The 21,118-nt window shown below is 70.5% G+C and carries 19 protein-coding genes; 3 read left to right on the top strand and 16 right to left on the bottom strand.

Translation table 11 applies throughout. The features are described 5' to 3' along the window. Window positions 1–47: 47 nt before the first annotated feature. From ACZ6ZP_RS22315 to ACZ6ZP_RS22300, 4 genes are all read right to left on the bottom strand, one after another. Window positions 48–1,307, bottom strand: a complete 1,260-nt coding sequence (locus ACZ6ZP_RS22315; RefSeq protein ID WP_469407991.1) for a glycoside hydrolase 5 family protein — start codon at window positions 1,305–1,307, stop codon at window positions 48–50. Window positions 1,308–1,398: 91 nt separating this feature from the next. After that, a complete protein-coding gene (locus ACZ6ZP_RS22310; RefSeq protein ID WP_351164464.1) occupies window positions 1,399–2,220 on the bottom strand; it encodes a carbohydrate ABC transporter permease in 822 nt (273 codons plus the stop codon). Window positions 2,221–2,354: 134 nt separating this feature from the next. Further along, complete coding sequence (locus tag ACZ6ZP_RS22305) at window positions 2,355–3,293, bottom strand: carbohydrate ABC transporter permease (RefSeq protein ID WP_351164102.1); 939 nt, start codon at window positions 3,291–3,293, stop codon at window positions 2,355–2,357. A gap of 27 nt (window positions 3,294–3,320) precedes the next feature. Further along, window positions 3,321–4,604 (bottom strand): extracellular solute-binding protein, encoded by a 1,284-nt coding sequence (locus tag ACZ6ZP_RS22300; RefSeq protein WP_351164463.1) that lies wholly within the window; start codon window positions 4,602–4,604, stop codon window positions 3,321–3,323. Window positions 4,605–4,879: 275 nt separating this feature from the next. Between ACZ6ZP_RS22300 and ACZ6ZP_RS22295 the strand changes: the two genes are divergently transcribed. Next, complete coding sequence (locus tag ACZ6ZP_RS22295; protein ID WP_399983063.1) at window positions 4,880–5,896, top strand: LacI family DNA-binding transcriptional regulator; 1,017 nt, start codon at window positions 4,880–4,882, stop codon at window positions 5,894–5,896. Window positions 5,897–5,956: 60 nt separating this feature from the next. Beyond that, entirely contained in the window at window positions 5,957–6,421 is a 465-nt protein-coding gene (locus ACZ6ZP_RS22290; protein ID WP_399983060.1) for a hypothetical protein, read from the top strand. A gap of 347 nt (window positions 6,422–6,768) precedes the next feature. On the opposite strand, the gene ACZ6ZP_RS22285 is transcribed toward ACZ6ZP_RS22290, so the two are convergent. From ACZ6ZP_RS22285 to ACZ6ZP_RS22250, 8 genes are all read right to left on the bottom strand, one after another. Then, a complete protein-coding gene (locus tag ACZ6ZP_RS22285; protein WP_351164098.1) occupies window positions 6,769–7,167 on the bottom strand; it encodes a nuclear transport factor 2 family protein in 399 nt (132 codons plus the stop codon). Between the two features lie 127 nt (window positions 7,168–7,294). Then, window positions 7,295–8,941, bottom strand: coding sequence for an alpha-L-fucosidase (locus tag ACZ6ZP_RS22280; protein WP_469407990.1), 1,647 nt, complete (start codon window positions 8,939–8,941; stop codon window positions 7,295–7,297). Between the two features lie 68 nt (window positions 8,942–9,009). Further along, complete coding sequence (locus ACZ6ZP_RS22275) at window positions 9,010–10,896, bottom strand: family 20 glycosylhydrolase (protein ID WP_469408375.1); 1,887 nt, start codon at window positions 10,894–10,896, stop codon at window positions 9,010–9,012. A 142-nt stretch (window positions 10,897–11,038) separates the two neighbouring features. Beyond that, window positions 11,039–11,305 carry a DUF4235 domain-containing protein gene (locus tag ACZ6ZP_RS22270; RefSeq protein WP_351164096.1) on the bottom strand — a complete coding sequence of 89 codons (267 nt, stop codon included), beginning with the start codon at window positions 11,303–11,305 and terminating at the stop codon, window positions 11,039–11,041. Further along, on the bottom strand, window positions 11,302–11,739 hold the full coding sequence (locus ACZ6ZP_RS22265; RefSeq protein ID WP_351164095.1) for a DUF3618 domain-containing protein: 438 nt from the start codon (window positions 11,737–11,739) through the stop codon (window positions 11,302–11,304). The genes ACZ6ZP_RS22270 and ACZ6ZP_RS22265 overlap by 4 nt, the downstream gene beginning before the upstream one ends. After that, the gene (locus tag ACZ6ZP_RS22260; protein ID WP_469407989.1) at window positions 11,736–12,182 is read right to left on the bottom strand and encodes a phage holin family protein; all 447 of its coding nucleotides are present in this window, start codon (window positions 12,180–12,182) and stop codon (window positions 11,736–11,738) included. Before ACZ6ZP_RS22260 ends, ACZ6ZP_RS22265 begins: the two co-directional genes overlap by 4 nt. Before the next feature lie 84 nt (window positions 12,183–12,266). After that, window positions 12,267–13,253 (bottom strand): YihY/virulence factor BrkB family protein, encoded by a 987-nt coding sequence (locus ACZ6ZP_RS22255; RefSeq protein WP_351164093.1) that lies wholly within the window; start codon window positions 13,251–13,253, stop codon window positions 12,267–12,269. A 156-nt stretch (window positions 13,254–13,409) separates the two neighbouring features. Next, window positions 13,410–13,583, bottom strand: a complete 174-nt coding sequence (locus ACZ6ZP_RS22250) for a hypothetical protein (protein ID WP_351164092.1) — start codon at window positions 13,581–13,583, stop codon at window positions 13,410–13,412. 307 nt (window positions 13,584–13,890) lie between these two features. On the opposite strand from ACZ6ZP_RS22250, the gene ACZ6ZP_RS22245 reads away from it, so the two are divergent. Beyond that, window positions 13,891–14,724: an SDR family oxidoreductase gene (locus tag ACZ6ZP_RS22245; protein WP_469407987.1), complete on the top strand. Its 834-nt coding sequence runs from the start codon at window positions 13,891–13,893 to the stop codon at window positions 14,722–14,724. A 16-nt stretch (window positions 14,725–14,740) separates the two neighbouring features. On the opposite strand, the gene ACZ6ZP_RS22240 is transcribed toward ACZ6ZP_RS22245, so the two are convergent. From ACZ6ZP_RS22240 to ACZ6ZP_RS22225, 4 genes are all read right to left on the bottom strand, one after another. After that, window positions 14,741–16,228, bottom strand: coding sequence for an SDR family NAD(P)-dependent oxidoreductase (locus tag ACZ6ZP_RS22240; RefSeq protein ID WP_469407986.1), 1,488 nt, complete (start codon window positions 16,226–16,228; stop codon window positions 14,741–14,743). A gap of 70 nt (window positions 16,229–16,298) precedes the next feature. After that, entirely contained in the window at window positions 16,299–17,663 is a 1,365-nt protein-coding gene (locus ACZ6ZP_RS22235; RefSeq protein ID WP_351164460.1) for a wax ester/triacylglycerol synthase family O-acyltransferase, read from the bottom strand. Window positions 17,664–17,843: 180 nt separating this feature from the next. Then, entirely contained in the window at window positions 17,844–20,195 is a 2,352-nt protein-coding gene (locus tag ACZ6ZP_RS22230; protein WP_361471842.1) for a GH92 family glycosyl hydrolase, read from the bottom strand. A 165-nt stretch (window positions 20,196–20,360) separates the two neighbouring features. Next, a complete protein-coding gene (locus tag ACZ6ZP_RS22225; RefSeq protein WP_469408374.1) occupies window positions 20,361–21,083 on the bottom strand; it encodes a hypothetical protein in 723 nt (240 codons plus the stop codon). Window positions 21,084–21,118 lie beyond the last annotated feature (35 nt).

Raw genomic sequence — 21,118 nt, 5'->3', positions numbered from 1 at the left:
CAGGCATGGTTTTCGGGAAGGGGCGGGGTTGGGGAGAGGTCTTGTGGCTAGCCGACCTCTCCCGGCCGCACGACCTCCGTGATGCCCCGCGCGGCCAAATGCGCAGAGTCACCTACCCTGCTGGCCAGCACGGTGGTGGGCCGGACCCCGTCCGCGACGAGGCGGGCGAACGCCTCGAACACCGGCCCCCCGGGGCCGCACGCGGACCGCCGCGAGGTGGAGTCGTCGACAACGACCGCGGTCGAGCGGACCGCGGGCGCGTACTCCCGCCCCCGCCACTCCTTCACGAGACGGGCCAACACCTCACCCCCCGGCTTGACCCGCCCCTCGTTGGTCAGCAGACCCAGGCTGTACTCAAGCTCGGGGAAGTCCGCGAGCGAACGCGACACATCGTGCGAGCACCACCACGTCACCCCCCACACGTCCGCACAGTCGAGCGCCGCCTCCACCGTCGCCTCGGTGAAGGAAGCCGCGTGCTCCGCGGGGATGAGGGGAGCGGGCGCGCCCACCTCCTGGAGCCAGACCGGGCGGTGCGCATCGTCCGCCCACGCCTTCGACAGTTCGATCATGTACGCCGCGTGGTGCGCGGTGGCGACGCCCTCCCGCCCGTGCCGCTGGGCCGTGCCGTTGAACACCCAGGAGTGCACGGCGGTCGCACCGCCGAGCCGCGCGGCCTGGGCGGGGGTGAAGGGCTGGTCGTCCTGGTACCAGGCGGCGTCGTACTCGGCGTGCAGATGCAGCTTGCCGGGCGCCCCCTCCTCGCACGCGGCAAGCACCCGCCGCAGCCACTCCCCCGCCTGGTCCTCGGTGATCCGGTCGGGATCGGGGTGCGGGCCCGCCGAGAACTGGTTGACCTCGTTGCCGATGGTCATGCCGATGAAGTTGGGCCGGTCGGCGAGCGCGGCGGCGAGCGTACGCAGGTAGGCGATCTCCCCCTCCACCACATCGGGGTCGGTGAAGATGTTCCGCCGGTGCCACGTCTGCGTCCAGGCCGGCAGGAAGTCGAAGCTCGACAGATGCCCCTGTAGTCCGTCGACGTTGACGTCGAGCCCGCGCTCGGCCGCGGCGTCGGCGAGGGCGACGAGCTGTTCCACGGCGCGCGGCCTGATCAGGGTGCGGTTGGGCTGGAAGTACGGCCAGATCGGGAAGACCCGGATGTGGTCGAGGCCGAGCCCGGCGATCGCGTCGAGATCGGCGCGCACGGCGTCGATGTCGAAGTCGAGCCAGTGGTGGAACCACCCCTGGCTGGGTGTGTAGTTCGCTCCGAAGCGCGGCGCGTCGGAGGGAACACGGGTCGTACGAGTCATGCGAGTCCTGGTTCTCGGGGGTGCGGGGGGCATCCGGTGCGGGGCCCGGGGTGCGCGGTGAGGCGATCGGAGTACGGAGTGCTGCGGCGGCTCAGCCCTTGACCGCCCCCTCGCCCACCCCGCGGAAGAAGTACCGCTGAAGACAGGCGAAGAGCACGATCAGCGGAAGCACGGCGATGACCGTGCCCGCGGCGACGAGCCGTTCGTCGTTGGCGAAGGTGCCGTGCAGGTAGTTCAGACCGATGGTGAGCGTGAACCTGTCCGGGTCGCTCAGCACGATCAGCGGCCACAGGAAGTCGTCCCACGCGCCCATGAAGGCGAAGATCGCCACCACGGCGAGCGTGCCCTTGACCGCGGGCAGGGCGATCCGCAGGAAGCGCTGCCAGACGTTCGCGCCGTCGACGAACGCGGCTTCCTCGATCTCGTACGGCAGGTTCAGGAAGGCGTTGCGCATCAGCAGGACGTTGAGCGCGGAGACGCAGGCCGGCAGGAGCACACCGATGAGGGTGTTGTTCAGGCCCAGCTCCCGCATGGTCGTGAACTGGGCGATGATGATGCCCTCGACCGGCACCAGCATGGCGAGCACGAAGACGATCGTGGCCGCACGGCGGCCCCGGTAGCGCAGGCGCGCGAGGGCGTAGCCGGCGAGCGTGGCGCCCACGCAGTTGGTCACCACGTTCGCGGCGGCCACCTTCAGGGAGTTGAACGCGTAGTCCCAGACGGGGATGGTGTCGGCGACCCGCTCGTAGTTGTGGAAGGTCGGGCTGCTCGGCAGGAACGAGGGCGGGGAGCTGAAGATGTTCTCGTGCGGGCCCTTCAGCGATGTGGACAGCTGCCACAGGAAGGGGCCGATCATCAGCGCGAGTACGGCGAGCAGGAGTGCGTAGCGCAGGACGATCTCCCACACGGGCATCCGGCGGCCGTTCTCGTCGGTGATCCGCCCGCGCCTGCGGGCCCCGTCCTTGCGGGCCTTGCCCTTGCGGAACCTGCCCTTGCCCTCCGCCTCGCGGTCCGCCTGCTCGGTCTCGCGCGTGTCCGTCGCGGTGCTCACGCGTCCTCCTTCCGGTCCGCGCGCAGCACGAGCAGCATCAGCGCGACGGTGACGATGAAGACGACGACCGAGATGGCCGACGCGTAGCCGACGCGGCCGGTCAGGCCGGTGCCGACCCGTTGCACCAGCATCACGAGCGTGGTGTCCTCGCCGGCCGGGCCGCCGTTGGGCCCGGCCATCAGGTAGACCTCGGAGAACACCTTGAAGGCGGCGACCGAGGACAGTGCGGCGACCAGGACCATCGTGGAGCGCACGGCGGGCACGGTGACGGTGAAGAAGCGGCGCACCGCGCCCGCGCCGTCCACCGAGGCGGCCTCGTGCAGCTCGCGCGGCACGTTGGCGAGGGCCGCCAGGTAAATGATCATGTAGTAGCCGAGGCCCTTCCAGACCGTGACGGCCATGGCGCTCAGCAGGAGCAGCCACTGGTCGCTGAGGAAGCCGACCGAGCCGACGCCCACCGCCTCGAGCACCGCGTTGACCAGGCCCCGTTCATCCAGCATCCACACCCAGATCAGGCCCACCACGACGATGGACGCGACCACCGGCGTGTAGAAGGCGGACCGGAAGAAGGTGATGCCGGGGATGTGCTTCTGGACCAGCATCGCGAGCAGCAGCGGCAGCAGGACGAGCGCGGGGACGACTCCGACGATGTAGAGCGTGGAGTTGCGGAGCCCGATCCAGAACATGTCGTCGTGCAGCAGCTCCCGGAAGTTGTCCAGGCCGACGTACTCCCCCGGGATCAGGGTCCGCTTGTCGGTGAAGGAGTTGATGAGCGTGCTGACGAACGGATAGAGGATGAAGATGCCGACGATCAACAGCCCGGGGGCGGCGAACAGCCAGGGACTGGAGGGCAGCTGACGCCGGATGCGGCGGCGTGGGCCGCGGTCGGCGGCGGTGGCGGCACGGGGAACGGTGGCGGTGCTGGAGCTTTTCATGGTGGTCGGTGATCCCGTGTCGTCGTCTCAGCTCTGCTTCAGCAGCCGGTCGCAGTTCTTGACAGCGTTGTCAAGCGCTTCCTTGGGGCTCTGCTTGCCCTGCAGCGCCCGGGCGACGCCGTTGCGCAGCTCGATCTTCATCTGCTCGCTGAACAGCACGGGCGTGTAGTTCACCGCGGTCTTGATGGACTTGGCGGCCGCGACGCGCACGCGCGTGTCGTCGGTGCCGTCCTGCTTGGTGAAGTACGGGTCGTCGAGCGAGCCCTCCGTGCTGGGGAAGATCGCCACCTTCTTGGCGAAGGACATCTGGCGCTGCGCGTCCGTGACGTAGTGGGCGAAGGCCACGGCGGCGGGGGTCTGCTTGGTGCGGGTGTTCACCATCACCCCCATCACGTACATGTTGTCCTTGCCGGTGTTGGTGATCTGCGGGGTGATCCCGATGTTCTTGTAGAGACCGGGTGCGTCCTTCTTGAACTTGCCGAGGTCCAGGGCACTTCCGGGGTTCATGGCGACGGCCTCGGTGAGGAACTTCTTGCCCGTCGACTCGGGCGTCGCGGTGAGCGCCTGCCGGTCCAGGGCCTTCGCGTCGTACAACTCCTTGTACTTGGTGAGGAGTTCGACGCCCTTGGCGCTGTTGAAGGTGAACTTGGTCCCGTCCTTGTCCATCAGCGGGACGCCGTAACGCCCGAAGTCCTCGATGGTGGGGACGTTGGCGAGCGTGGCGGTCTTGCCGTCCGTCTCCTTCGACAACTTCAGGGCGTCGTCGAAGAGTTGGTCGTAGGTCGTCGGGGGCTTGTCGGCGGCGAGACCCGCGTCCTTGAAGATCCGCTTGTTGTAGAAGAGCGGTCCGGTGTTCAGATACCAGGGGAAGGCGTACGTCCCCTCCGTGCCCGGTATCTGGTGGCTCTTCCACGCCCCCGGCAGGTACTCCTTCTCGTACTTCCCCGCGGCCTTGTCGAGGTCGAGCGCGAGTCCGGCCTTGGCGAGCGGGGCCACCAGGTCGGGCGAGACGTTGACGACGTCGGGGAGGGTGCCTGCCGCGGCGTCGGCGCTGATCTTGTCGGCGTAGCCCTCGCCGGGCTGGTCGACCCAGTGCACCTTGGTGCCCGGGTACTTCTTCTCGAAGCCGTCGACGACGCCCTCGAAGTACGACTTGAAGTTCGCCTTGAGGTTCCAGGTCTGGAAGGTGATCTCGCCCTCGACCTTGCCGGAGGCGTCGGTCGAGCCGCCGCCGTCACCTCCGTCACCGCAGGCGCTCAACGGCAGGAGCACGGCGATGACGGCGGCAGCGGCGGCTGCCCTTCGGGGCATGCGGGGGTGGTGGGAGATGCGCACGGTGAAACGGCTCCTTTGCTCGGCCCAGCGTGAGGCAGACCTTGCATGGAACTCCGGTAAAAAGTCAATGGATTCGTGGCACATTCCTTGCTCAACACGCCAACTGTGCAGCTCAGGGCGTTGCGTTGAACTTCTTGCGAGGATCGACTAATGCGCTTTAGAGTGGGCTGGCTCAAGCGCATTAGTATGCGCACGACAGGAAAGGGGCAACACCGGTGCAAGGCAAGCGGTCCCCGGCACGCCGGCCGACCATGAAGGACATCGCGCGCCGCGCCGGAGTCTCCGAGAGCGCCGTGTCCTTCGCGCTCAACGACCGGCCCGGAGTCTCCGAGCTCACCCGCGACCGGGTCCGCAGGGTCGCCGAGCAGCTGGGCTGGCACCCGAGCACGGCGGCGCGCGCCCTGTCCGGCGAGGGCTCGGCGACGGTGGGCCTCGTGGTGGCGAGGCCCGCCGGGACGCTGGGCGTCGACTCGTTCTTCCTCCAGCTGATCTCGGGCATCCAGGAGGTCCTGGCGGAGCGTCGACTGGGGCTGCTCTTCCAGGTGGTGGAGGACGTGACCGCCGAATGCGCGGTCTATCAGCGGTGGTGGGCCGAGCACCGGGTGGACGGCGTCCTGGTCGTGGACCCGCGCACGGACGACCCCCGTCCGGCGCTCCTCGACGAGCTCGGCCTGCCCGCGGTGGTGACGGGCGGTGTGCCCGACCCGGAGGCCCACCACCCCAATCTCTCCACCGTCTGGGCGGACGACGCGGGCGCGATGGCGTCGGTCGTGGACCACCTGCACGCCCTCGGACACCGCCGCATCGTGCACATCGCGGGACTGCCCGGCCTCGCCCACACGGAGCGGCGGATCCGGACGCTGCGGGCCGAGGCTGAGCGGCGCGACCTGTCCGAGGTCCGCTCGGTGACCACGGACTACTCGGACGCGGAGGGCGCCGCGGTGACCAGACGGGTGCTCAGCGCCGCATCCCCGCCGACGGCTCTCGTGTACGACAACGACGTGATGGCCGTCGCCGGGATCGCCGCGGCGTCCTCACTCGGCTTCGCCGTGCCGGCGGACGTCTCGGTGATCGCGTGGGAGGACTCGGCACTGTGCCGGATGGTGCACCCGTGGCTGACGGCGCTCTCCCGCGACACGGTCTCCTTCGGCCGCACGGCGGCCCGTGAACTCCTCTCCCTCCTGGACGACCGCCCGGCGGCCACGGTCCAGGTACCGCTGCCCAGCCTCATCGAACGGGAGAGCACGGGGCCGGTGGCCGGGAGCTGAAGGTGCTCTCCACCCCGGGGAGCAGGCCTGACTGTCGTGCCCCGCCAGTACGGTGCCGGTGTGGCGGACATCTACGAACTCTCGATGGCGCTGGACCTGCGTGACGACGTCTCCGAGGAGGAGATCGCCGAACTGCGGTGGCATCTCGGCCTGGGCTCCCGGCCGGTGGGGCCGACCATCGTGCGCGAGTTCCCGGTCGTGGTGGAGGACGACCAGGGCGAGCTGGTCACGGAGGACGACCCGGTGCCGCTCCTGGGGCGCCATGAGGCGGCCTTGAAGGTGGGCGGCGCTCTCACCTCCGTGCTGCTCCGGCGCGAGGACGGCTGGGCGCTGACCGCCCGGCAGGAAATCCACCCGGACGACTTCGACCGCGTCGACGAGCTGCTCACCTGGCTGGCGACCAAGGCCGGGGACCACCACGGGCGGTTCGACGGCTCCGTCCACATCGGATGGATCAGGTTCTACGAGACGGAGGAACCCGATCCCCTGACGGTACGGAACGGCGGCGTCGCGTGGCCTTGCTGAGCGTTTCGCCCCGTCTGCTCGCCACGACATTCAGCACCGGCCTCACCCGTCGGCCCGTCCCTCACCCGTCGGCCCGTCCCTCAGCCTGGCAGCCTGGGGAGAGGGACCGTGGAGAGGCCGAGTCTTCCCTCCCGGGGCCCGATGCCCGACCGGGCTGCGCCTTGAGCGCCGACAGGCTCCGTGAAGGATCTTGAGTTTGGTGTAATGCCGGGGCGATGGTGAGCGCGGATGATCGGCGCGGCTCGGCGTGTGGGGCGGGGGCGGGTGGAGAGATGGCGACAGCAGAACGTCAGGGTCAGGGTGCCGTGAAGGGGCCGGCGCGATGGGACTGGGAGCTGATGCCCCTTTCAGGGGGCGTCGTACCAGGAGAAGGCCGTGATCCTCCAGCCCTCCGGGGTGCGGACGAATTGGATGGTCTTGGTGCCGCCTCCCTCGAACGGCTCGCCGTCCAGTGTTCCGGATTTGCGGTACGTGCCGAACCGCGAGGCGATGTCGCCCTCGATCTCGGTCCGTTCGGAGGTCTCCCACTCGGAGAACTCCACCAACCGGCCCTCCGTCAGAAGCCGTTGGCGCGGCTCGATGAACTCGTCCACCGTGTAGACCGTGAACTGCGGGCCGGTCAGGACGATCACACCTCCCGGGACGAGCAGCCGGCGGATGCGGGCCACGTCGGCGGTCTTGCCGCCCACGTTGTCGAAGGCGCCGAAGAACTCGGCGGTCAGGGCGTCGATCTCGTTCTTGGACATGGCCGGGACGGTAACACCGCGCCGTGCAGGCGTACTTCGCCGGCCTGAGGTACGCGGACTTCGCCGGCCTGAAGCACGAGAACCCGGGGCCGCGCTCACGGGCGAGCGCGGCTCCCGGGCCGGACCTCTACACCCGTGACCGGTACAGCCCGAACTCCGCCAGGCGCACCGTCCCGCGCGACCCCGTCACCCGAAGCCGCCACTCCCGGGCCCGCACCGGCGCGGCCAGCGTCAGGACCCGGCTCGCCCCCACCGTGTCCACCTCGGTCACCAGGGACCAGCCGGCCCCGGTGGACGTCCGCGCCTCGATCACCGCGCGCTCCAGCCGCTGGCCGCGCCTGATGTCCTCCCCGAGCCGGATCCGGTCGACCTCGCGCGCCTTGCCCAGGTCGACCGTGAGCGTCCCCCGGGCGGGCGCCGGACACACCCACGCCGTGTCCGGGTCGGCGTCCACCGCGCACGAGGGACGACGGCCGTCGCCGCGGGCCCGCGCACCCCGCGCCAGGTCCTCCGGCAGTTCGCGCCCGATCCGCTCGCGGAACTCCCGCAGCCGCGCCACGTCCGCCTCCGGGAGCAGGCCCCGCTTGTCCGGCGGAACGTTGAGGAGCAGTACCGCATTGCGGCCCACCGAGCGGAACCAGATGTCCGTCAACTGCTCGACGGATTTCGGCTGTTCGTCCTCGTGGAAGAACCAGCCCGGCCTGATCGAGACGTCGCACTCCGCCGGCCACCACTGCACGTACTGGGCGACCGCCCGCGACTCCGCCAGCGCCGCGCGACTGCCCTGATCCGGCGCGTCGTACTTCAGGGCGTAGTCGATGCTCCCGTTCCCCGAGTCCTTGACGGGGACGACGCTCCACTCGTTCTCGCGCGCGAGCCCGCCCTCGTTGCCGACCCACCGGACATCCGGGCCGCGCACCGCGACCGTCGCGTCCGGGGCCAGGGCGCGGATGACCGCGTACCAGCTGTCCCAGTCGTACGTCTCGACCTTCTCCGGCGGGATGCGCCCCTGGGCCCCGTCGAACCACACCTCGTCGACGGGCCCGTACTCGGTGAGCACCTCGTAGAGCTGGTTGAGCATGTGCGCGCCGTAGTCCGTCGCGTCGAGCGTGAACGACCGCACGGCGGCCTCGCCCGCCCGGTCGTCGCCCGCCACCGGTGTGGGAATGGTGCGCCGCGAGCGCGCGCTGCCGTTGGCGTAGACGCCGTACAGGTACTGGTTCTCGTCGGCGGGCGAGATGTAGACGCCCACCTTGATGCCGTGGCGGCGCAGCGAGTCGGCGAACGAGCGCAGTACGTCGCCCTTGCCGCCCTGCCAACTGCTGCTCACCACACTGTGCTTGGTGTAGCGCGAGGGGTAGAGCACGAAGCCGTCGTGGTGCTTGACGGTGAGGATGGCGAGCTTGAAGCCGCCGTCGCGCAGGGCCCGCGCCCACTGGTCGGTGTCGAGGCCGGACGGCTGGAAGACGTCGGGGTCCTCGTCGCCCGTGCCCCATTCCAGGCCGGTGAAGGTGTTCACCCCGAAGTGCAGGAACGCGGTCTGCTCAAGGCGCTGCCAGGCGATCTGCCGTTCCGTCGGCCGGACCTGGGAGGCCTTGGTGACGACCTCGTCCGGGGAGTCGTCCGGGCCGATCGGGATGCGGTAGGGCGGTTCAGGAGCGGCGGCGGCGGCCGTCCCGATGGAGCCGGACGCGGCGAGCGCGAGGGAACTGCTCGACGCGGCGACCGCCGTGGTGACGGCGGCGGCCACGAAAAGACGTCTGCTGACAGTCATGGGGGTGCGGTCTCCCTGTCGGGTCTCGGGCGATGGGATCAGCGGGCGGTCGCTCGGCGGGTGATCGCTCAGCGAGCCGTCAAGGTCCAGGTCGCCGGGGCCTGTTGATCCGCCGGGTACTGCTGAAGCCGCCCGTCGTCGGCGACGCGCACGGACATCCGCGTGATCGCGTTCGTCAGCCGGTAGCCGCCCGCCGCCTTCGCGAGCTGCCACCGCTGGAGGGTGTTCTTCGCCTCGCACGTCTCGTGCGTGACCGAACTGCCGGGCTCCAGCGGCACGTTGAGGGTGAGCTTTCCGCTGCGGGTCTCCAGGCAGGTGCCGTCGGCCGCGGACTTCAGCGTGACGTAGCCGTCGGCGGTGCGCTTGATCTCGTAGGCGGCGGGCTCCGCGTGCCCCTTGGTGTCCCGCAGGGTGTACGTGCCGTCCGCCACCGGTGGCTTCGTCAGATCACGCCACCCGGGCGCGTGCCCGACGGACCTGGCGCGCGCGGTGAAGTCGGCGTACGTCGGGTCCGGGTGCGCGGACCCCCAGGTGACCTGGGCGATGTGACTGAGCGGCAGCGCCATGGAGGCGGCGACCTCGTTCTCGGTCTCGCCCCGTCCGTTGTCCGGCCACAGGCTGATCTTCGCGCCGGTGATGCCGTCCCGCGACGCGAGCTTCTCGCCCTCGAAGCTGCGCGGGTCCCACGCCTTGTCGTACAGCGCCTTGGTGTCGGTGTGGAAGCCGCCGCGGACCAGGTAGAGGGAGTACGCGGCGTTCTGCAACGGATGGCCCTGGGCGATGAGCTGGCTCGGCTTCGTCTTCACGTCGAGCCAGTGCTCCACGCTCGTGCCCGCCGCGACCGGCACGGTGTTGTCGCCGGTCAGGCCGTCGTTCCAGATGCGCAGCTGCTTGCCCTTGCCGGTCGCGTAGGCGTGCACGCGGTTGATGAAGTCGACGAAGGCGTCCTGCGGGGTCGCCTGGTCGCCGTACTTCCTCTTCGCGTAGTCGAGGATGTGGGGGTACTTGGCGAAGTCGGAGCCGAGCATGTACTCGTCGGCGCCCATGTGCCAGGACTTCGCGGGGAACACCTCGGCGTACTCGTCGATGAGGCTCGTGTAGTACGCGAAGGCCTCGTCCTTGGTGATGTCCAGGCGCGACGGCTGCGGTTTGCCGTCGGAGTCGGTGAGCTGGAGGTCGGTGCGCTTCTCCAGCCACGGGTCCATGTGGCCCGGGGAGTTGATCTCCGGGACGATCGTGACGTGGTACTTCTCGCCGAGCGCGACGATGCGGCGGATCTCGCTCTTGGTGTAGTAGCCCCAGCTGTTGGCCTCGGGGTGCTTGTCGCTCTTCACCTTGAGTTCGAGGAGCAGCTGGTTCTGCTTGTGGTACGCCATGTCGCGTACGAGGTTCTCCAGCCAGGGCGTCGAGACGTGGATGTAGCAGGCGCAGACACCCACACCGCGCTCCTTGTACTGAGGGACGTCGACGGTGCGTCCGGCCGGTACGCGGTCGCTCTGGGCGAGGAGCTGGAGGAGGGTGCGGGTGCCGTAGAAGGCTCCGGCCTCCGTCGCGCCGGTGATCTCCAGGCGTTTGCCCGCGCGGAGTTCGTAGCCTTCGGCGCCGAGGGGTGTGCGCGCGGGGGCGACGTCGAGCACGATGTCGCCGTCGCGCGGAGCGCCGCCGGTGACCGGCACCCGGCCCTCGCCCGCCGCGCGCAGATCGTCGGCGAGGGCGCGGGCCACGTCGCGTGCCGCCTGCCCGTGCGCGACGATCCGGGAGCCGGGTCCGTACGCGTAACTCCCCTTTCCCGGCGTCCAGTCGGCCAGGGCGGGGACCGTGCGGGGCGGGTCCGCGGCGGGCCGCGACGCACCGGCGGCCTGGGCCGCCGGGACGGGCGCCGCGAGCAGCAGCAGGGCCACCGCGGCGCCTCTCAGCCGGTGAAACCGCGCACGGGGCGCGAGCATCATGCGCATGTCAGTCATGACATCCGATGATTCAAGCGCCCCGTGAGGGTGTCAATGCATTGCTCGCGGCGGAGACTTGGACATTTGCGCTGCCTTATGCCGACCCATCGGATGAATCCGCAGGCCGCCTGTCAGCCGGGCCCGCCGTCCGTCAGCCCGGCCAGGTGCCCGTCAGCCGGCGCGTGGCGACAGCGCCACCGCGGTCGACGGCCGCCTTGACCACGGCGAAGATCGCACCCTGGAGCGTCGCCGCCAGCAGGATCTCGCCCCAGCTGCGGTGCTCGTCGGTGGCGTCGGGCGCGTCCTCGTCGTGGCCGACCACCTTCCACGCCTGTTTGAACAGCCCGCCCGCGGCCACACCGGCGAGCGCGCCGAGCGCCATGCCGACCGGCTTGTACGCGATCTTCGAGGCCTTCACACCGCGCTCCCCTGCTTACGCCTGCGTCGCAGCAGTACGTACGTGGCCAGCAGCGTCGCGCCACCGGCCGCGAGGACGGCGGTGCGGTTGTTGCGGACCTGCGCGGGGGCCTTGTCCTGCCACAGCTCTCCGGCCTGTCCGGCCGCGGCCTTGACCTGGTCCGTGGCGGCGGCGGCCTTGTCCTTGACCTGGTCGGGCACCTTGTCCTGCAGCACGTGGGCGGCCTCGGTGGCCTTCGCCACGGCCTGCCCGCTCAGCTCCGCGGCCTTCGTGGCCGTCTGGCCCTTGATCGCGACCGCCTTGTCCTGCGCACGGGCCTTGACGTCCGCCTTGGCCGCGAGCGCCTCGACCGTCTCTCCCAGGTCCTGCCGGGTCTGCTCGACCTTCGCGCGCAGTTCCCCGGCCCCGGCGGTGTGCTTGTCGGGATGGTTCATCGCTGTGCACTCTCCTTGATCTCTGCGGCATCGGCCTTGACGCTGCCGATGGCCTGCTCGGGGATCGGCGGGGCGGCCCGGCCGACTTCCTTCTTGCCGGTCACGGCCAGTACCGCGGCGATCAGACCGAGGACGGCGGTGACGATCAGCCCCGCCGCCCACACCGGAAGCGGCACCGCGAGGGCCGCGATCGCGGTGGCGACGAGAGCCTGCAGGGTGAGGAAGCCGACGAGACCGGCTCCGCCGAACAACCCGCTGCCCTTGCCGTAGCGCCTGGTCTTCTCCTTCATCTCCGCCTGTGCCAGACGCATCTCGCCGCGCACCAGCTCCGTCAGCTGCTGCGACGCGCGCTGCACGAGATCGCCGAGCGGCTCGCTGCCGGGGGCGCTCGCTCCGCTGCTGTCACGGCCGGTGGTGTGCGGACCTGTCTGGGCCATCGTCATCAACCTCCTGTCTGTTCTGCGGCCGAGTACCCCGATCTCCGGGATCGGCACATGGTCGGGGACCGCGATCACGGCGAGCGGTGTTCACTCCTCCATGCGCCGCCGGTCCTGCTCGTCCCACGCGCGGGTGTCGCGGGGCGGTACGTAGGGCTCTTCCTCGGCGGGCAGACCCCCGGCGATGGCACGCTGCCGTGAGAGCTCCGCGTCGAACTCCAGGCCCAGCAGGATCGCGATGTTGCTGAGCCACAGCCACACGAGGAAAATGATCACTCCGGCCAGTGCGCCGTAGGTCTTGTTGTAGGAACCGAAGTTGCTCACGTAGAAGGCGAACCCGGCCGACGCGATCAGCCAGATCACCAGGGCGATCACGCTGCCGGGGGTGATCCACTTGAAGCCGCGGCCCTTCACGTTCGGCGTCGCCCAGAAGAGCAGCGCGATCATGCAGGTCACCAGCACGACAAGGACCGGCCACTTCGCGATCGACCACACCGTCAGTGCCGCGTCGCCGACGCCCAGGGTCGAGCCCACGGTGCGGGCGAGGCCGCCCGTGAACACCACGATGACCGCGCTGACGACCGCGAGGACCAGCAGGACCACCGTCACGCCCACCCGGACCGGCAGCACCTTCCACACCGGCCGTCCCTCGGGCATGTCGTAGACGGCGTTGGCGGTGCGGATGAAGGCGCCCACGTACCCGGAGGACGCCCACACCGCCAGCACGATGCCGACCACCGCCATGAGTGAGCCGACACCGCCCTGGCCCTCCAGCTGCCGCACGGCGTCGCTGATGATGTCCCTCGCCGAACCCGGCGCGAGCTTCTCCAGGTTCTCCAGCAGCCAGTCGATGGCCGACTTCCCCACGACTCCGAGGAGGGAGACGAGGACCAGCAGCATCGGGAACAGCGACAGCACCCCGTAGTAGGTCAGCGCCGCCGCCCGGTCGGTCAGCTCGTCGTCCTGGAACTCCCGGACCACGCCGGTGATCACTGCCCGCCACGACCGCTTCGACAGCTGCGTCAGTTCGTCCGGCGCGCGGTCCGCGCTGCGCTCGGCATCCGATGTCCCGTTCATACTCCCCGGAGTAACCCGCAACCGCCGGGCCATGCGCGAGTGGGCCGACCCACCCGGAATCCGCGGTTCGCACCGCCCCCGGGGCGCCCGACGGCACCGCGCACGCCGCGTGCCCCCGGCCGGGTTCGGCCGGGGGCACGCGGCGAAGCGGAGGGATCAGTCGATACCGGGGAGGATGTGCGGCTCCGCGAGGTCGTCCTCGTAGCCGGCCAGACGGATCGGGGCCGCCTTGGCCCACGAGTCCAGGTTGCTGAGCTTGCGTGGGCCGCCGGCCCGGTCGCCGCCGCTCTCCGCCGGTCGCTTTTCCTGCTTCGTCAGATCTGGTGTCACCGCGCACTCCTTTGTGTCGCGTAACGGAAGGACATGGGCTGTTCGGTCGCGGTGGCGCCGTTGTTCGGGCGGGAGCGCGGCCACGGTTGCAAGCCTGTCCCGGGGCGGCTGAGGGGCGCTTGTGGATCCCCTGAGGGCCGTCCGTTCGCCTCAGATTAACCAAATGAGCAGGCGCGCGCTCTATGGGTTCGGCCGAAGGGGTGGATTTCAGACAGTTGATACCGGTGTGGGGGTGGCCGCCGGGCCGAAATCTCTTCAACGGGTCGGCCTTATGGGCCTTTCCAGGCCTCCATGGGACCGTACGCGGATGACTTCTGCGCAGGCACGGGAGGGCGCGGTGGCTCTGGTGACCGGAGCCTCGCGAGGGATCGGGCTCGCCGTCGCGCGGGCCCTGGCTCAGTCCGGTCATCGCCTTGTCATCACCGCCCGCGACCCGGACGCCCTGGACGCGGCGGTGGCCGAACTGCGCGCCGACGGCACCCAGGCCGTCGGATGTCCGGGCGGCGTGGCCGATTCCGGGCGGGCGGAGGCGTGCGTGGCCCTCGCGGTCCGGGAGTTCGGGCGGCTGGACGTCCTGGTGAACAACGCCGCGACGAACGCCCCCTACGGCCCGCTGATGGACGTGGACCTGACCCGGTGGCGCACGGCCTTCACGGTGAACGTCGAGGCCGCTCTGCGCCTGACGCAGCTCGCCTGGCGGGCCTGGATGGGCGAGCACGGCGGCGCGGTGGTGAACATCTGCACCGAGGGCGCCTCCCACGTGGGTCCGAACGTGGGCGCGTACGGCACCAGCAAGGCGGCGCTCCTGCACCTGACCGCCCAGCTCGCGGGCGAACTGGCGCCCTCGGTGCGGGTCAACTCCGTCTCCCCCGGCCTCGTCCGCACCGAGATGGCCCGCTTCGTGTGGGACGGCGCCGAGGAGCAGCTCGCCGCGAGCCTGCCGCTCGGCCGCATCGACAAGCCGCAGGACGTGGCGCGGGCGGTGACATGGCTGGTCTCGGATGCGGCCGAATGGGTGACGGGCGCGGATGTCCTGGTGGACGGCGGGACACGGGTGCGGGCCGCCGCCGGTACGACCTCCCCGTACGCCGTGCACGAGCGGCTGCGGGAGGCAGCGGGCGGAGCCACGGACAAGGCCTGAGGCCGCCCGCGCGTGGCTACCACTTGCCGGGTGCGTAGTCCTTCAGGAAGACACCGAACAGGTCGTCGCCCGCCTCGCCCCGCACGATCGGGTCGTAGACCCGCGCCGCGCCGTCGATCAGGTCGAGCGGGGCGTGGAAGCCCTCGTCGGCCAGGCGCAGCTTGTCGTAGTGCGGGCGCTCGTCGGTGATCCAGCCGGTGTCGATCGAGGTCATCAGGATGCCGTCGGTCTGGAACATCTCCTGGGCGCTGGTCCGCGTCACCATGTTCATCGCGGCCTTCGCGGCGTTCGTGTTCGGGTGGCCCGCGCCCTTGTAGCCACGGCCGAAGACACCCTCCATCGCCGAGACGTTCACGACGTACGAGCGGCCGCTGGACGCCTTCTTCGCGGCGTCGGCCATCGCCGAGCGCAACGCGCTGATCAGGATGAACGGCGAGGTGTAGTTGCACAGCTGGGTCTCGAGCAACTCCACCGGGGAGATCTGCTCGATGGTCTGCACCCAGGTGTTGCTGTCGACGACGTCCGGGACCAGGCCGCCCGCGTCGATGGCGGTGCCGTCCAGGTGCCGGGCGACGCTGGCGTTGCCCGCGACGAGGGCGAGGTCGGCGACCTGCTGGGCGTCCAGGTTGCTGGTGCCGACGGGCAGCGCGGCCAGGCCGTCCACCGCGCCCGAATTGAAGGCGCCGATGACGGAGTGGGCGGGCAGTTCACCGGCGGGCAGCGGCGCGCTCTCGCCGTCGACCAGGGCGGCGTACGCGGAGGGCAGGCGGCGTACGGTCTGCGTCGCGTTGTTGATCAGGATGTCGAGCGGCCCCGCGGCGGCGAGCCGCTCGGCGAGCGCGACGGACTGGGCCGGGTCGCGCAGGTCGATGCCGACGACCTCCAGGCGGTGCAGCCACTGCGCGGAGTCGTCCATCGCCTTGAAGCGGCGGATGGCGTCCTTGGGGAACCGCGTCGTGATGGTGGTGTGGGCGCCGTCACGCAGCAGACGCAGCGCGATGTACATGCCGATCTTGGCGCGGCCTCCGGTGAGCAGCGCGCGCTTGCCGGTGAGTTCGGTGCGGGCGTCGCGCTTGGACCGGTTCAGGCGGGCGCAGTCCGGACACAGCTGGTGGTAGAAGTAGTCGACTTCCACGTAGCGCGTCTTGCAGGTGTAGCAGGAGCGGGGGCGCTGGAGTATCCCCGCGATCCGGCCCTCCTCGGTCTGCGAGGAGGGCAGCAGACCCTCGGTCTCGTCGTCGATCCGCTCGGCGGAGCCGGTGGCGGTGGCTTCCGTGACGGCCTTGTCGTGCGCCGTCTTGGCGGCCCTGCGCTCCTGACGGCGGCGCTGCTTCACCGTCCGGTAGACCCCGGCCGTGGCACGGCGCACCGCGATCGCGTCGGGGTGGTCGACCTCCAGCTTGTCGAGCTCGTCGAGCACGCTGAGGCAGACGGCGAGCCGGTCGGGATCGATGCCTGGGCCAAAAGACTCCGCGGCCTCCGGGCCGTCCTCTGTCACCGTCATCGCCACTGTCCTCGCGTCACTCATGCCGCGGCTCGTCTGGGTGACCGCGGAAGCTCCAAAGAAGAGAACTTTACGTAGCGACGGGCCCCTCTACCAAACGCGGACGGTCTACGCACGCTTCGACGAGCCCCGCGAGCTCCTCCCGCACGCTGCGCGCGAGAACGTCCAGGTCCGGTACGGCCGCCGCGTCCGCGACCAGACCGAAGTGCACCCGGCCCCGGTACGTGGACACCGCGACGGCGAGCGCCTGGCCCCGGGCCAGCGGCGCGAAGGGGTACACGGCGGCGAGCGGGCAGCCGCCCAGCTTCAGGCCCAGGCTGGGCAGCGGGACGCTGGTGACGAGGATGTCGAAGAGCAGCCGGGCGGCCTGCGCGACGACGGGACCGCCGATGCGGTGGCCGAGCGAGGGCACATGATCGGCGAGCAGGGCGACCGCGCCCGCGCCGCGGCTGGGACCCGCGTCCTTGTTGCGGTCCATGGCGGCCCGCACCGTCCGCAGCCGCGCGACCGGGTCCGGATCGCCGACCGGCAGCCGCACCAGATACCCGGAGAGCCGGTTGCCCGGCGGCTGCGCCCCGCGCGGCCTGCGCCGGGAGACGGGGACCAGGGCGCGCGGCGCCACGCCCTCGCTGCCGTCGCCCCGCTCGTCGAGCCAGCGGCGCAGGGCTCCCGCGACCACGGCGATCAGTACGTCGTTGACGGTGCCGCCCACGGTCTTGCGCACCCGGTGCACGTCGTCCAGGTCGAGCAGCACCCCCGCGGTGAGCCGCGTACCGGTGGCCTGCGAGGTGAGGGCGACCGACGACCGCACGCCCAAGGTGGCGCGGGCGACCGAGGCGCCGATGTCCAGGGCCTGCCCCACGTCGCCGACGGTGTCGCGGACCAGGCCGGGCAGCTTGCGCGGGTCGGGCAGCCAGGACCACCCGGAGGCCTCGGGCGCCACGGGCGCGGGACGCGGGGCGGGCAGCTCGACGGGGTCCATGACCGCAGCGGCGAGCATCAGGGCGCGCAGCCCGTCCGCGAGGGCGTGGTGGAACTTGAAGAGCACGGCGAAGGAGGTGCCGTCGTCCCCCGGCAGCACATGCGCCTCCCACGGCGGCCTGCCGCGCTCCAGGGGGCGCTGCATGAGCGCGCCCGCCGCGGCGTGGAAGTCCCGCACGGGCCCGGCGATGCGGACGTGGTCCAGCGGGTCGAAGGCCGGCGCGGGCGCCCGCGCGGCCCCGCCGACCGGCAGCCAGACCGAACGTATCCGAAGCCGCAGCCCGGGCACGGTGGTCGCACGCGAGGCGAGCAGCTGGGCGGCGCGCTCGGCCGCTCCCGGCGAGTCGGCGTCGAAGACGCCAAGTGCGCCCAGATGCATGGGGTGTTCGGCGGACTCGATGTTCCAGAAGGCGAGATCGAGGGGTGCGAGCAGGTCGGATGGCTCAGTGGTCAGAGTTTTCAACGGGCTGCTCTCGCGTCGAGGACGATGCGGGGGATGGCATGGACGTGCAGTCAACCGCCGTTCCGCGATTACGGTCAAGTACGATCAAGCTACGCACAGTTAACAACAGGTTAAGGCCCGCCCCTCTGGGAGGGACGGGCCTGGCGGGACGTAAGTGGCTTATGTCTTACGTCACTTCAGCGCGGGCGGCGCCGCCTGCCGCGACGTCCCCCACTGCGAGGGCTTGTCGCCCACGGTGAAGGAGAGTTCACGGGTGTCACGGATGTCGTCGGTCGTCAGGTACGTCTTGCCGTAGTCGGCGCCGTCCGTGCTCGCCGACTGGATGTACCGGTTGGTGTCGGAGGTGCCCTGCGCCTTCACCGTGAGGCGCCCCTTCGGGTAGTAGCGGCGGTCGAGGGTGAGGTCGACGCGCTCGAAGACGGGCGTCGACAGACCCCACGTGTCCGTGCCGGGCTGGACCGGGAAGACACCGATCGAGGAGAGGACGTTCCAGGCGGACATGGTGCCGAGGTCGTCGTTGCCGGTCATGCCCGTCGGGGTGTCCGTGAAGAGCGTGAGCGCGGCGTGCACCACGTCGGTGGTCTTCCACGGCTGGCCCGTCGACAGATACGTGTACGGGGCGATGAGATCGGGCTCGTTCTGCGGGTTGTACTTGTCCGCGTTGTAGTAGTCGTAGGGGCCGTTGACCCACACCTCGCGTGCGGTCTTCGCCGGGTCCTTCAGGAGCTGCTCGTACGCGAAGAAGGAGTCGAGGCGGTCGTTGGTGGCCTGCTTGCCGCCGATGAGGTCGACCATGCCGGGCAGGTCCTGCGGGACCAGCCACTGGTACTGCCAGGACGTGCCCTCGTGGAAGCCCTCGCTCTTGGCCGGGTCGGCGGGCCCGGTGAAGGCACCGGCCGCGTCCCGCGCCCGGAAGAATCCCGTCGAACCGTCGAAGATCTTCCGGTAGTTCTGCGCACGGTCCGCATACCGCTCGGCATCGGCCTCGTGCCCCAGTTCGCCCGCCATCTCACCGAGCATCGCGTCCGAGAGGGCGTACTCCAGGGTCGCGGACGCGCCGTGGTCGTAGTCCGAGTCGCCGGGCTTGGCGTGCGGACGGCCCTTGATGTACGGCGCGAAACCGTCGCTCAGATACTCCTTGTTGGCCTCGCGGCCCACGGGCGCCGAATCGGCGGGCGGCACACCGTCCGCGTTCTTCTTCAGCGCGCGGTACGCCTTCTCCTCATACCCCTTGAGCAGACCCTGCTGGTAGGCATTGGTGAGGAACGGGGTGACCGGGTCGCCGGTCATGATGTTCGTCTCGACCGTGCCGTAGCCCCACTTGGGCAGCCAGCCGCTCTCCTCGTCGATCTTCAGGACGGAGAGCGCCATGTCACGGGACTCGTGCGGTGCGAGCAGGGACAGGAGCTGCGCCTGGGTGCGGTAGGTGTCCCACAGCGACCAGTTCTGGTAGTACGTGAACCCCCCGTCAGCAGAAGCGCGGTGGACCTTCTGGTCCCAGCCCGTGTACCGGCCGTCGACGTCGCTGCCGATGTTCGGCGCGAGGAACGACCGGTAGAGGGACGAGTAGAAGGTGCGGCGCACGGTCTCACTGCCGCCCTGCGCCTTCACGTCGTCGAGCCGGTCCTCCCAGGCCGCCCGAGCGGCCTTCGCGACACGGTCGTACGAACGCCCGCCCTCCGCGCGGAGGTTGAGTGCGGCGCCCTTGGCATCGACGTACGACAGAGCGGTGGTCGCCTCGACGGTTCGGTCCTTGGAGGTATCGAACCGGACGTACGCGCCGTTGCGCTCATCGCCCGCCGACGACGTCTTGGAGCCCGCGGTGACGGTGTCGCCCTTCCAGGTGCCCGACGTGGCGAAGGGGCGGTCGAAGCGCGTGATCGTGTAGACCGTGTACGGCTTGGTGTCCTGACAAAAGCCGCTGCCGGTGATCGCCGTGCGGACCGTACGGCTGTCGAGGATCTCGACCTTGGTGCTGCCCGTCTTGTGCAGTGACTGGCCCGCGTTGAGCAGGACGTTGGCCTTGTCGGTGGCGGGGAAGGTGTAGCGCTGCACGCCGGTGCGCTCGGTGGCGGTCAGCTCGGCGTCGATGCCGGACTTGAGGCCGACCCGGTAGGCGCCGGGGCTCGCCTTCTCGTCGTCGTGGCTGAACTCCGCCGCGTACTTGGCGTAGTCCGTCTCCTTGACGTCGCCCGTGGTGGGCAGCACCGGCAGGTCGCCGCCCAAGCCGCAGCCCACGCCCGAGAGATGGACGGTGGAGAAGCCGCGGATGTGCGTGTCGGAGTGGTCGTAGCCGGTGTTGTGCCCGGTGTCGGGCGAGAACTGGACCATGCCGAAGGGCACGGCGGCGCCGGGGTAGGTGTTCCCCTCGTTCTCGGTGCCGATGAACGGGTTGACCAGATCGGTCAGCTGCCCGTCCCCTGCCGGGGCGGCCTGGGCCGCCGGTATGGCGAGGGCTCCCCCGAGGAGCGCGGCCGCGGCCACCGCCACCCCCGTACCGCGTAGCCGTTGGGTCCATCTCATGGGTGGGAACGCCTCCTTGGACAACGTTGTCACAGCGCGGAACGCGATCATTCTTCGGGGGTGGTGGCGTACACGTCAAGAGGTGGGAGCCGGCGGCGGCCGGGTGGCCGGGGTGGCCGCCCGGCTGCTCGCGGGGCGGCCACCCCGGCCACCCGAGGCCCCGCGTCAGCCGGTGTGCAGCCACACCCGCAGCCGTCCGACCGGGGTGAACCCCTGGCGGACGGCGGCGTCCAGGCTGGTGCCGCTCTCGTATCCGACGACCGGCAGGTCCGGCCAGAGCCGGGCCGTCCGCGTCAGGCAGCCCGCCCAGGCGGACTCCTCGTCGGCCGCCGGCCCACCCGCCGCGAACAGGTTGGAGACACCGACCACGGACGCCCCGCGGCTCGCGATCGCGCCCGCCACGATCCGGCCGTCGGAGGAGGTTCCGGCCAGGAACGTCGTTTCTCCGGTGAGCAGTTCGGGACGGAACAGGCCGTCGCCCTCCTCGCCCTCGTTCCACGCCCTCTCCCAGGCGGGCAGCGAATCGGCGCTCTTGAGCGGCTCCCAGACGACGTCCGGGGCCATGGCCCCGGGAATCGCACTGCCCGCGTCCCGGTAGATCCATTGCGCCTCGAAGAGCACCTCGAAGCCCAGCGGCTCCAGATCCAGGCACGCGAAGCTGTCCTTGACGGAGCAGCCCGGTGACGCCGTGTCGATCCGCGCCACCAGATCGGCCGCCGACACGTCGGGGCTGAGCGTGACGGCGTCCGGATACAGCGGCGGGGTCCGTCGCGCGCTGCTCCAGGCCCCGGCGCGGAACTCCCCCGGTGTGCCGTGTGCGCGGCACACCTCGTCGCACCACTCGGCGTTGTTGCGGGCCGCGGCCCCGGCCCACTCGCTCTCGTCGATCACCGGGAGATCGTGCCAAGCGAACGGTCCTGCGT

It is taken from the genome of Streptomyces sp. NPDC054047, assembly GCF_055585065.1.
This window is presented reverse-complemented; position numbering and strand designations above follow the sequence as displayed.